At 37.6% G+C, this 13,096-nt stretch carries 9 protein-coding genes; 2 read left to right on the top strand and 7 right to left on the bottom strand.

Annotated features, from left to right (window positions below; translation table 11 throughout):
• Positions 1–28 precede the first annotated feature (28 nt).
• Together EHW90_RS03050 and EHW90_RS03045 are read right to left on the bottom strand one after the other, a co-directional pair.
• Positions 29–523: an NUDIX hydrolase gene (locus EHW90_RS03050; protein WP_124951153.1), complete on the bottom strand. Its 495-nt coding sequence runs from the start codon at positions 521–523 to the stop codon at positions 29–31.
• Between the two features lie 2 nt (positions 524–525).
• Positions 526–912, bottom strand: a complete 387-nt coding sequence (locus EHW90_RS03045; protein WP_124951151.1) for an SdpI family protein — start codon at positions 910–912, stop codon at positions 526–528.
• A gap of 173 nt (positions 913–1,085) precedes the next feature.
• On the opposite strand from EHW90_RS03045, the gene EHW90_RS03040 reads away from it, so the two are divergent.
• Together EHW90_RS03040 and EHW90_RS03035 are read left to right on the top strand one after the other, a co-directional pair.
• Positions 1,086–2,216, top strand: a complete 1,131-nt coding sequence (locus EHW90_RS03040; protein WP_124951149.1) for an exonuclease SbcCD subunit D — start codon at positions 1,086–1,088, stop codon at positions 2,214–2,216.
• A 1-nt stretch (position 2,217) separates the two neighbouring features.
• On the top strand, positions 2,218–4,983 hold the full coding sequence (locus EHW90_RS03035; RefSeq protein WP_124951147.1) for an AAA family ATPase: 2,766 nt from the start codon (positions 2,218–2,220) through the stop codon (positions 4,981–4,983).
• A gap of 62 nt (positions 4,984–5,045) precedes the next feature.
• Here EHW90_RS03035 and EHW90_RS03030 read toward each other — a convergent pair whose 3' ends face one another.
• The 5 genes from EHW90_RS03030 to EHW90_RS03010 form a co-directional block, all read right to left on the bottom strand.
• Positions 5,046–8,123 (bottom strand): hypothetical protein, encoded by a 3,078-nt coding sequence (locus tag EHW90_RS03030; protein WP_207667028.1) that lies wholly within the window; start codon positions 8,121–8,123, stop codon positions 5,046–5,048.
• A gap of 281 nt (positions 8,124–8,404) precedes the next feature.
• Positions 8,405–8,875 carry a GNAT family N-acetyltransferase gene (locus EHW90_RS03025; protein WP_124951143.1) on the bottom strand — a complete coding sequence of 157 codons (471 nt, stop codon included), beginning with the start codon at positions 8,873–8,875 and terminating at the stop codon, positions 8,405–8,407.
• Between the two features lie 69 nt (positions 8,876–8,944).
• A complete protein-coding gene (locus EHW90_RS03020; protein WP_124951141.1) occupies positions 8,945–9,658 on the bottom strand; it encodes a hypothetical protein in 714 nt (237 codons plus the stop codon).
• Positions 9,659–9,670: 12 nt separating this feature from the next.
• Positions 9,671–10,849, bottom strand: a complete 1,179-nt coding sequence (locus EHW90_RS03015) for a VWA domain-containing protein (protein WP_124951139.1) — start codon at positions 10,847–10,849, stop codon at positions 9,671–9,673.
• Positions 10,850–10,858: 9 nt separating this feature from the next.
• Positions 10,859–13,087, bottom strand: a complete 2,229-nt coding sequence (locus EHW90_RS03010; RefSeq protein ID WP_124951137.1) for a DUF5682 family protein — start codon at positions 13,085–13,087, stop codon at positions 10,859–10,861.
• Positions 13,088–13,096: the final 9 nt, after the last annotated feature.

The raw sequence follows: 13,096 nt of genomic DNA, 5'->3' as shown, positions 1-13,096 counted from the left end.
TCCCCCTACTTCTAAAACACATAAAAATCTATTCTATATCCATCGCCTTCCCGTTTAATACAGCGCTTTTGAGTTGCTCATTCTCATCATATACAAGCTTCAATGAGAAAAGGTCCTTGCTCTCATTAAGTAATCTTAGGAAAATTTTGTCTCCCTCCCACAGATTGAGATTAAACACTTCCTTTTTATCTACCCAGACAAGCTTTCCTTCATCACATTCAATAGGCTCTCCGACTACATTTCTGCCGACATACAGGTGCATATATTCCACTACTTCCGCTCCGGTCTTTCCACACACGAATGTTACAATTCCTCTAAAATCAAAGTCACAAAGCTCATATCCCGTCTCTTCTCTTACCTCTCTGATAAGACAATCCTCAGGACTTTCCAAATCTTTAAAATGACCTCCGACACCGATCCACTTATCCTTATTGATATCATTTTTCTTACTCACTCTGTGTAACATTAAGTATTTATCATCTCTTTCAATATAGCACAGTGTGCAAAGTGCGGCTTCTTTCATTATCAGTTCTTTCTCTTTCCGTTTTTATCAAAATTTCTTCTAAGTGCCAGCTCAGTAGGTATACATGGCAAAAGCATTCCCACTATCTGAACATAGCATATAATCATTCCTGTAAATCCGATTGTATCTTTGTCTTTACCTATTGTAAACAGTAATACAACAATGCTCAACACCGCCAATATTATTCCCATAATAACATACAACTTACCCACAGTCTTATGTGCAAAATCCCATGTCTCCTTGCTCTTCATAGACATTACGGTTCTATAACCGAACGAAAACATACTCCTTGCAGGTTTCGGTGTTTTCTTTTCAAATCTAAGTCCGAAAAACACCATTACGGCAGGTATAAGCAAATCAACCAACAACATAAAAATCCAAGTCTTCATAAAGCCCCCAGTCTGTTTTGATGTTTGTCAAAAATTTTTACTAACAATCACAGTTATGCTATAATATTAGCATATATACTTTTAGACTTAAAGTGCCAATCTTTTTATTTTTCAATAGAAAATTTGGACAAACAAGTTAGTAATCGTGATTTTTACAATGAAAGGGCAAATTTATGAAAATAATGCATCTGTCAGACCTTCATCTTGGGAAACGTGTGAATGAGTTTTCCATGATTGAAGATCAAACCTACATTCTCAACGAAATAATAAATATCATAGATGAGCAAAAACCGAAAGTTATCATACTCGCAGGGGATATATATGACAAACCCATCCCGCCTGCTGAAGCGGTTGAGCTTTTTGACGATTTCTTATATAAGCTGTCAAAAAGAAATCTATATGTATTTATAATCAGCGGCAATCACGACTCCGCGGAGCGCATTGCCTTCGGCTCCAGATTATTTGATAAAAGCGGTATATACCTCTCACCTGTATATAACGGTAAAATTCTTCCGATATCTGTAGATGATGAATGCGGTGATATCAATTTTTATATGTTACCTTTTATCAAACCTGTTCATGTAAGAAGATTTTTCCCTGATGCTTCCATTTCCACATATACGGACGCCCTGAATGCCGTTATCACAGATATGAATATTGACAACACAAAAAGAAATATACTTATAACACATCAGTTTGTTACAGGCTCTTCACGCACGGAGTCCGAAGATGTTTCTGTAGGCGGCAGTGACAATGTGGATGCAGATATTTTTAAAGACTTTGACTATGTTGCACTTGGTCATATACATCGTTCCCAAAGTTGCGGCAGTGAATATATCAGATACTGCGGAACACCGCTAAAATACTCCTTTTCAGAATCAAAAGATACAAAAAGTATAACAGTTATTGATATAAAAGAAAAAGGTGATATAAAACTTGACTTTATCCCTCTCACACCGCTTAGAGATATGGTTGAAATAAAAGGAAGCTACAACGAACTGATGCTTAAAAGCTTCTATGAAAACACTTCTCTTCCAACCGACTATGTACATATCACATTGACAGATGAAGAGGATATACCTGATGTTATAACAAAGCTTCGTGTGATATACAAAAATATTATGAAACTTGACTATGACAATCAAAGGACGAGAAAAAGTTCCGAAATCAATCTTATAAATGCTGTAGACTCCATGTCACCGCTTGAACTTTTTGATACATTCTATGAAATTCAAAACGGCAATCATTTAAGTGATGCTCAGAGAATTTTCCTTGAAAATATTATAGAAGGAGTATGGAAATAATATGAGACCGTTAAAACTTACACTTTCAGCCTTCGGTCCTTACGCAGGCAAGACGGATTTTGACTTTGACAAGCTCGGCACAGGCGGACTTTACCTTATAACAGGTGATACTGGAGCCGGTAAAACAACCATATTTGATGCAATTACCTATGCACTTTATGGAGATCCCAGCGGTAATAACAGAGAAGTTTCAATGTTTCGTTCAAAATATGCAGACCTTGAAACACCTACCTTTGTAAAACTTACTTTCAAATATAAGGATAATGAATATACCGTCAAAAGAAACCCCGAATACGAAAGGGCCTCACAAAGAGGATCCGGTGTCACCAAACAAACAGCCGGTGTAGAGCTTACTCTTCCTGACGGAAAGGTACTTACAAAGACAAAAGAAGTGGATACCGCCATAAAAAACATAATGGGAATTGATAAAAATCAGTTCTGTCAGATTGCAATGATTGCACAGGGTGATTTCTTAAAACTTTTACTTGCTCCCACAAAGGATAGAATAGAAATATTCAGACATATTTTCAAAACCAAGCTGTATTCGGATCTTCAAAACAAGTTAAAGCAGGAGGCCTCATCTCTTGATAACAACTGTTCAAAGATAAGGCAAAGCATCACACAATATATTGCAGGTATAAATTGTGACGAATCTTCACTACATTGTGTACAGGTTTCAAAAGCCAAAAATAATGAGTTACCTATAGATGAATGTATATCATTACTTGAAAAGCTGCTGGCTGAAGACTCACAATCCGAAGAAAAAACAGCTGAAAAAATTCTAAATATTGAAAAACAAGCCGATACGATTAAGCTTAATATACAACAGGGTGAAAGTATATCAAGAGCAAAGCTTTTACTTGAACAAACCGGGGCACTGCTTGAAAAGCTTTCAAGTGAAAAAATCACACTTGCCGCCTCTTTAGATGATGAGAATAAAAAATCCGTTGAAATTGAAAAACTTACAAAGGATTCCGCTACCATATCGGCACAGTTACCTGAGTATGACGAGCTGAGTCAAAAACAGGCAGCCTTGGCTAAAAATATTTCTCTTATAGAACAGAATAATCTGACTCTGAATAAGGCAAAGACAGATATAGATACCTTAAAGTCACAGATTGAAAGCTTATCTGCCGAGGCAAAGACATTGGAAAAATGCGGCGAACAAAAAATAATACTTGAAAATAATATACTCAGTCTTAATGACAGGCTTTCAAAACTTCAACAATTACTTCAGAGTATGGAAGCTTTAAAGAAAAATCATGAGGAGCATAAAAAGGCTGTACAAATTTACAAAGAAAAGAAGTCAAATGTCGATAGCTTAGATGCTTCCTACAAAGAAGGGCACAAACTGTATCTTGACGCACAGGCAGGTATTTTGGCGGAAAGCTTAGAAGAAAATATGCCATGTCCCGTATGCGGATCGCTATCACATCCTAAAAAAGCCTCAAAACCTGTAGATGTTCCTACAAAAGAGGAACTTGATACTTTACAAAACAGGCTTTCAGCCGCCAATAAAGAAGTGGAACACGCAAGTCAGGCGGCCGGCAAACTAAATGGTGCTATAAATGAAAAGATGGAAGCCACTCTCACATCTATAAAGGAGCTGCTTGGTGATATCAATATGAACAGTGCCACAGATATTGCAAAAGAAAATATCAGTGAACTTCAAGCCAAAATAAAGAGCATTAACAGTGAGATTGAGCAGTTAAGCAAAAATATTTCAAGAAAAGACAGTATCGAAAAGATTTTGCCACAGTCAACAAAACGACTTGAAGAACTGCAAGACAGTATCAATACCATATCAAATACTGTTACTACTTATACCTCCGAGAACAAAGCAATTGAAGAAAGAATTAAAAGTTTAAAGAGTAAGCTGCTTTTCTCCTCAAAGCTTGAGGCGGATGCAAAGATAAAAAGTAACAATGATACCGTTTTAAAGATTCAAAAAGCTATAGAGCTTGCCACAAAAAGGCTTAATGAATGTAATGAAAAACTTGCTTCAGCCACCGCCACCAAGGCAGAGCTTTCAAAGCAGCTTGATGGTAAGGAAGAAATTAACCTTGACAATGAAAAAATCAAATTAAATGAGCTTGAGGGCAATATAAGCAGACTTAGAGCATACAAGGAAGAGATTCACAGTCGAATAGTAAACAATCAGTCTAATTATAAAAATATCAATCTGAAATCTGATGAACTTATAGAGGCTGAAAAACAATATACAATTGTGAAGGCTCTGTCCGATACGGCCAACGGCAACATTACAGGAAAGGACAAGATAATGCTTGAAACCTATATCCAGATGCATTATTTTGACAGAATTATCTCAAGAGCAAATGCAAGACTTGTGATAATGACAGGCGGTCAGTACGATCTTGTAAGAAGAAAGGAAGCTGCAAGTAAGATGGGGCAAAGCGGCCTGGACCTTGATGTAATAGACCACTACAACGGTACTGAGCGAAGTGTGAAATCGCTCTCAGGCGGCGAATCCTTTAAAGCTTCTTTGGCTCTGGCACTTGGACTCTCTGATGAGATTCAATCCTCAGCCGGCGGTATTCAACTTGATACCATGTTTATTGATGAGGGATTCGGCTCACTTGATGAAGACTCCCTCGCTCAGGCAATGAATGCCCTTGCCTCACTTGCAAGCAGCAATAAGCTTATCGGCATCATCTCCCATGTGGGTGAACTAAAGCAAAAAATCGACAAACAAATTATTGTTAAAAAGGACAAGACCGGCGGAAGCAGGGCTGAAATAATAGCATAAACAAAGGCTGTAGTAGTCATTTTCGATTACTGCAGCCCTTTTTAAATTTAAAGCTTTATATACTATTTTTTAATCCACTCTCCCAAAGATCCGTCTGAAATCTCACTAAGATAATAATTTATTCCGTTTTCATTAATCCATCCGGTCTCCATAATTCCGTCTTTATCAAACTTAAACCATGCATTTCTATTTGTATAAGGATTAAATATGTATGCCCACTGAGATGTTACATTCTTCCCGTTTTCCACATATTTCCAAACATTGTGACCGTTTACGGTTTCTGTTTTCCATCCTGTAAAAGTATTATGAAATACTTTCTTAGATCCCTTAGACGAGCTACTTGATGAACTTGACCTACGGTTTTTTGCCTTGCTGTTTGAGTTCTTTGGTATAACGACTCTGCTATCATCTGATGCCGGCTTATTCTTATTATCGGATACTTCTGTTTGAGCCGCTACTTCCGTATGAGGATTTTTACCTGCATTATTATCCTGTCCACCACCGTTTGATAATTTATCTTTCGGGTTCTCGATAGTATCATTTGATAATTCATCCTTTGGCTTTTCTTCAGTTATATTGTTGTTTTTACTTGGTGTATCAGGAATAATCTCCTCTTCCCCAAAGGCTCTACCCCCTGCACCTGAAGAAAGTTTTTCTTTAGCTTCCGGTTTTAAAAGCAAAAGCCCGTTCATATCGATTTTTCCCTCTCCGTTTCGCTTCGGATCATTTTTAGTATCAAGGTTAATAAAATCATTTTCAACCACGGTAATTACTTTTGAAGCAGTATTTTTTGAAATATTCTCATCTTTATTCCAATAAAAGTTTGTTCCGTCCATTACATCGGAACCGGCTTGGCTTTGCAAAGAAAGCTGCTCTCCTATATTTGTTCCCTTTCTAAATGACAATATACCTTTAGCACTGAACTCTGTTTTTAATGTTTTATCACTTGTATACAAAGCAACATTATAACTTCCGTTATTATATGATGTTGAATTTGAAATCTTTATATTCGGGCCTGAATTTGAATCAATTCCCTTTGCTTTATTTTCATATGAAATTGAATTATCAAGTTTATGTGCACCGGATACATTTGATCCGCCCATTTTAAATCCGTTACCGTTTCCGGCATCCAACATTATATTGGGCTTTTCAAACGACAAATTTCCAGACTCATCCACTGTTCCCGATGCAAATTCAAAGTTCTTTTTATTACCGCCGTTCTTTATCAGTATATATCCGTTTCTATAAGCCACACTGTTTTTTATGGTTACATCTCCTATAGACCCGGTTGCCACTTTGGCAAACAAATCCCAGCCGTCATCAGCATTATATGCCGCAATACAACCGTCAAAAACATTACCTACTCCCGATGTGATCTTAGCTGCAAATCCGTCGGCATCTTCCATAGCCGAATCGGCATTATTCATTGACGTACAGTTTAAAATATAGTTGTAACTTGGCCATTTATCTTTAGAATCTTCGCTGCTACCTGAAATCTGCAGTCCGGTTGTTCCGTTGTTAAACGAATTTAGCCTTTCCGCTTTATTATGGCTTCCCGAGATTCCAAGTCCTTTGTATCCATCTGCAGTATTTGTAATATTAAACTGCTTAAGTTCCCAATAATCTCCGCCAAGGCTAAATCCCTTGCCGCTTCTATTAAAGTCTAATGTTGCAAAACCACCGTCTCCCTGTATTCTTATAGGATTATCTTCTCTTCCGTTTCTTCCCTTTTGTACAATTAGAGACTTATTTGACATATCATAAACTTCAGGCTTCAATAATATTGTCTGCCCAGGCCTTGCATACTTTATTGCAGACTCCAAGCTTATCGCATTATCATACCCTGAACCGTCATTTCCATCCAAGCCTGTATTTGATACATAAATATAAGAGTCTTTTCCTATAGTCCTTAATGATACACTTTTATTTAATGTAACAGTTTCATAAGATTTAAGCTTCACAAAAGGTTCAGGTTCATAACCTGCTTCCGGGGTAAACTCAACGCTGAAGTTTTTACCTGATGATAAATCATAATCTTTCTTAAGTTCCTCATTATTAACGACTTCCACGCTGTCTTTAAGTACATTATCCTGATAAATTTTAGCCGTTCCGTTTGCATTGGCTTTAAATACTAATGTATAATTTTCTTCTGCCGCAGTATCAGGACTTGTAATCTTAGCCTGTAGATCTATATATCTGCTTTCTTGAGGTCTCCAATCATTTGCATCAAACTCACTCTTTTCAAATTTTATATTGGAATATGTGACATTCATACCTCTTGCAACAGCAAATCCTACATATGCAAAACGATCCTGTACATTCATAGGGTCGTTTAACTCTTCATATCCGCTTATACTGTTTGCACGAATATCCTTTGCCTGTATAGGAATTTCATACTTATAAAGCTCAGAGCCGTCCATAGCAAGCTGATATACAACATAGCTTGAAGAATTTTTCTCCAACCTTACTCTGTAAGTATCTCCACTGCTTACCTTGCCCCCGTCCTTGTCAAATCCTAATCTGTAAACTTTAAATGTATCCGGATTAGGCTTTATCTTATTATCAATACCTGTGTACGCCCTTACTCCAAGCATATCCTTTACTTGAGTTGTAGAATTGAGTTCTCCCTTAGGTAATTGTGTTGCTCCTATAGATACCAAATTTGATTCAGAACTTGCCGGATCTCCTTTTTCACCTATAGAGTCCCTTACCATCAGTGCAAATCCCTCCTGTCCATCAGGTTTCGGATTCATATAATCAATCCTTACATCCGCCTCAAGAATAAAATTTTCTTTACTCGGATCTATTTTTGTATAATAGAAACTTATTCCGTCAGCAGGATCGGAAGACACGAACTTTCCACCTTTTTTATTTATACTTCCGTCTTTTTTATATGTTGCTGATTTTAAAATTATTTCTCCATCTATATCTGCATCATCATTTACAGTATTTGTAATTGTAGATGTAGAAGGTCCGAAATACGTAAATTCCCATTCTTTTGCATTTGAATCCGTTGCCTTTGAAATAACGGTATCACTTCTTTCTTCGGTTTCTGATGTTATCTCTATCCCGTTTGTCAAAGTACTTGCAAATACTTCCAAGCTGTTACTTAACAGTAATATGCTCAAAATATATGCCATAAAGCATCTAAAAATATTTCTTTTCATATCCTTCCCTCAAAAATCATTATTTTTTAACAATATACCACCATTATGTTCTGTATTTTTTGTCACGTTCCTCCTTTATTTTTATACAATAAACTAATTTACTTATATAACAACAAAGTTATAAATACTATGTAAAAGTAGTCTAATATCGCCTGTACCACTGATTTTTTGCCTATATAATTTAAAATAAAAAAGGTACTGCAAAATCGTTATAAATCAGATTTTACAGTACCCTGTTTCAAGTTATCATTAAGTTATAATTCTGCCATCCTCTTTAATGTATCCCCTGTTATCCTGTATGTTGTCCAGTCCGACATCGGCTCGGCACCAAGAGACAGGTAGAAGTCAATGCTCGGCTTATTCCAGTCAAGGCACCACCACTCAAGTCTGCCGCAGCCTCTCTCTACAGCGATGGAGGCAAGTTTCTTTAATAAAGCCTTACCATATCCTCTTCCTCTAAACTCAGGCAGTACAAAAAGATCCTCAAGATATATTCCCGCTCTGCCTAGGAATGTAGAGAAGTTGTGAAAGAAAAGTGCAAACCCGACTTCCTTTTCATTCTCCATTACAAAAACAACTTCCGCTTTCTGCTTATCAAAAATCCACTCTTCTAAAATCTTCTCATCAGCAACCACTTCATCAAGCATTTTCTCATATGACGCCAGTTCCTTTATAAAATAAAGTATTAAAGCGCAATCATCTCTTTTCGCAAATCTGAAATTCATATTTCCCCCTAATTATTTATTTTACAACTCCTATAAGATACTCTATTTGCTCCTTAGGTACTTTGTATCCTACATAGATATATCCACATCCTTGATATCATCAATCATCGCTCCGGAATCTGTAGAAGTTACATAAACCATTGATATTGTTGTCTGTGAATCGGAACCCTCTGTTGAAATCTTTGCAAGTATAGCATATGAATTGTCCTTTTTACCTATATAGGCTATAGGCTCATAGTTTGCACCTGCCAAGGCCTCAAGAGACTTATCAAAAGCTGTCTTGGCATCGGCATTATCCTCCAACTTTGCACTTCCTTCATTGTACTCCCAGCCTTCTTTACCTTCCAACAGTTCCAAACTTCCTGTGATCTTTGAATTTCCACTTAAATCCTCATATACATTGACAACAGCATATTCCGCTTTGGCATCAGGTGTCACTGCTATCCCTTTACAAAGATATGAATAATTTGTTCCCGATACAGTCTGTGAGCCAAGTACGGCTACAACCTCATATGAATAACCTTCCAAATTCTTGACGGCCATATCAAAGGCTCTCATTGCATCACTGTTATCACTTGGTGAAAGCTTCTCGTTTATACTCCAACCGCCGACAACCGGAGCATCTTCACCGCTCTGTGCAACACTTGTATCTGTAGTTGCAACAGAACTTGTCTGTGACTCTATAGCGGTCTTAGACTCTGAAGTTTTTGCAGCATCGGCTTTGCATCCCATAAGTGCAACTGCACAATATAATCCAAGTGTCATAATAAATAATTTTCTCATTTTCTTATCTCCTTATTTTTCCACACCGAATTTACCTGTGGTAAACTCACTCATATCCTCATTTTTCATCGCCTTTTCTAAGAGCCTCGGCAACATCTGCGGAGCGGCTGCAAAACAGGGAATACCGTTATTTGCAATTCTTTGTGCCATATTTGCATCATAATAAGGTTTGCCTGAGTCTGATATGGCAAGCAGGCAAATCACAATAACACCGTCTTCCTTCATCTGTGTCAATCTTCTGAGAAGTCCTGCACGGTTTCCGCCCTCTTCAAGGTCTGAAATCAAAAAGAAAATCGTCTTCTTCGGGTTCTCTATATATTTAGTGCAATACTTTATTGATTTTTCTATATCTGTTCCACCGCCGAGAGTAAATCCGAAAAGTAAATCAATAGGGTCCTCACATTTTTCACTCAAATCCACGATATTGGTATCAAAAGCCACAACCTTAGTCTTTATAGCACTCATACTTGCCAGGATACAGCTCATTATAGATGAATATATTACCGACTCTCCCATAGAACCGCTTTGGTCAATATCCAAAATAACAGTATATTTATTGGCGGCGGTTGTTGCACTTCTCTCAAAGAAATAATACTTTTGAGGGATTATTTTCTTTAACTTTGTATTGTAGTCTTTGATACCCTTTCTTATCGTAGTCTGAAAATCAAGTGCTGATGCGGAAGGAATAGGAGAATGTAACTTTCTGTTTATACTTGCCGTAACCGCCCTTTTTAAATCTGTTTCAAGCAGCGCATTTATCTGCTCCACTATTTTTCTTATAAACTCTCTGGCATTTTCCTTACTCTGTTTCGGTATCTGATCCTTTAGGGTAAGTATCATACTTGCCATATGCATATCCGGCTCTATATTTTCAAGAAGCTCAGGTTCAAATATCAGCTGCTTTAATCCGCATCTTTCCATAGCATCTGACTGAATTATCTTTACAATGTCCTTATCAAAAAGTGTTCTCACATCCCCAAGCCATCTGCTTATCTGTGGACTTGATGCGCCTTTCCCGGCTCCTCCTCCGAAGCCGAATTTCATATCCCTGTTATAGATGGCATCAAGTGCCGTATCCATCATAAAATCTTCCTGACTTAAATCCGGTCCGTCTCCCATACCTTCCATTCTTTTTTGTGCTTCAGAACCAAGTATCAGTCTCCATCGCCTCAGTCTGTCATTTGTATCCATTTATATCTCCTAAAAGTCTCCAAAATCAAAGTCTTCGAGAATCTCCGTGTCTACTTCCTTTATCTCAGAGTTTATTATTTCACTTACTTCCTGAGCATTGAGTCCCCATATTTCACCAAGATTTTCGGCAATCATATCTTTTTCCTTAGCGCTGTACTCTACAAAAGCTCTTCTTAAAAAAACTGCCGAACGTCTGAATTCCTCTTCATCCAAAGTATCCAGATACTCACTAAGGCTTTCCCAAAGTGTAAGTCTCCCTATAAGAGCATAATGATTTCTCATAGACAGACCGGCAAACCAGTTTGCACCAAGTTCTGCAGGCATACCTACAGAAAGTCGTCTTGATACCTCTTTTCTAAGAGTCGGCTCATCTATCTTACCTGCATCAAGCAGTATTGCTGTAGCAAGTCCTGAGATTTTTGTATTCAAATCATCTCTATTTGAGAGTTCTATAAGCTTATCAAACCAAAGGCTCTCATCCAAAAAGTCCTGTAACATAAAAACATTATGTATTTTTTGAATGTCCTCCGCCAATGCAGCTGCCGCTATATCATCACAAGCCGACTCCCCGACAAGCATAAGTGAAGCTCTGATACAAAGTCTTTTTACAATAGGTATCAGAGGTTCTCTGTCCAGTTTTCTGATATCACCGAATGAAATCATATTTGAAAGTTTGCTCACGGTATCCGCAATATCACACATAGCTATTGCACCGTTTGCCGTCTCATCAAGACTTCTTTTCGCACCCTCAACTATCTTAGGAAGTCCGCAATTAAACGCATCTTCTATAACATCCGCTATTTCAGATATCTTCGTAGCCTCAAGGAGCCTTTCGCTCAATACAAAAGCTACAGCATCCGCTATAGTGTCTCCCTTTAATACACTTTCAACTATCTGTATTTCTGCCTCCGGTGTCCACTGAAGTATCCAGTTCTCGGCCCAGGTTGCATTATCCTGACTGCTTCTTTTTATCTTAGCAAAATCTATTCCAAGTACAACAAGCCTGTACAAGAAAAATGATCTGTTTAAATCAAGAAAAGCACTCTCCTTTGACTTCACTCTTAAGTTTTCTCTTAAATCAAGCTGCAATGGTGTTGCTACAAGTTCCTTATATTTTTCAAGCTTTAACTGCTTAAGTTTAGAAGTAAAGTCGCTTTGTATAGAAGTCTGCATAGCATCCTGTGGAACACTGCCTATCTTTTTTCCTATATCGGTCTCTGCAAAGCCCATTGCCATCTCACCGAAACTTCCACCACCCATACAGGTAATACTTGCATCCTTTAAATCTTCAAGTGTGGGAACAGAGCCTCCACGAATAACAGCAAGTTCTCTTGCAAGCCTTGTCGCCTCTATTACCTGAGCGGATGAAACGATTCCGCCATGCTCTCTCATATACTTTGCCAAACTGCTCAGATACTTTCTTTCATGATAAGTAATATCACCGTTTAAAAATCCCTGCCAAAGTAACTCATAATACGCCGGTGCCGCATTTCCCGAACCATAACCGGTTCTTTTACTAAGTCTGTAGTAAGAATACGGCATCAATGTGACATTGGATTCTCTTCTTACCAATGCCTTATATTCCTTATCGGACATTGCTCCTTCGAGACTTTCAATAGCTGATGTATGAAAAGCACCTGTTATAGCCACTATTTTTTCAGTATCAAATCCCTTTTCTATATATTCCTTTATCTTTCTTTTCATAAAGCTTTCACGGACTATATCTCTTATAAAGGATTTGTCATCTGCATTTGTATCTTTTCTTATGCTTTCTCCAAGCAAAGCACTGCCGGCTCTATAGGCCTGCATATCCTCACTCTGCTCCAAGGTTCTTTCCCAAAAAACTTCCATATCCGTTTCAATACTTTTCTTCGGATTTGTTTCTGAGATAATCTCTTCATCTTTAGTTTCATCATCCCTTTTTTCAAGTTCCAAAATAATATCGGATTCCAAGTCAAAAAAATGACATTCCGTATTATTTTCCCTTGCCCAAAGAATTGCCTGATACTCCGGCGAATATTCTGCAAACGGATAGAGAATTGTGTCAATAGGTGCTTCCTTTGTATATGCCATAATGGCAAACGGAGGAACAAGTTTTTTTGATACAATATCCTCTATCAAAAAGTCAAAATCCGCCGGTCCCTCTATAAGCACAAGTGAAGGCTTTACTTCATCCAAAAACTGTCTTAGAAAATATGCACCTGCAGGTGAAAAATGTCTAATTCCAAAAGTTTTCATGGCTGCCTC

This window comes from Lachnoanaerobaculum orale (assembly GCF_003862485.1).
GTDB classification, from domain to species: domain Bacteria; phylum Bacillota; class Clostridia; order Lachnospirales; family Lachnospiraceae; genus Lachnoanaerobaculum; species Lachnoanaerobaculum orale.
This window is presented reverse-complemented; position numbering and strand designations above follow the sequence as displayed.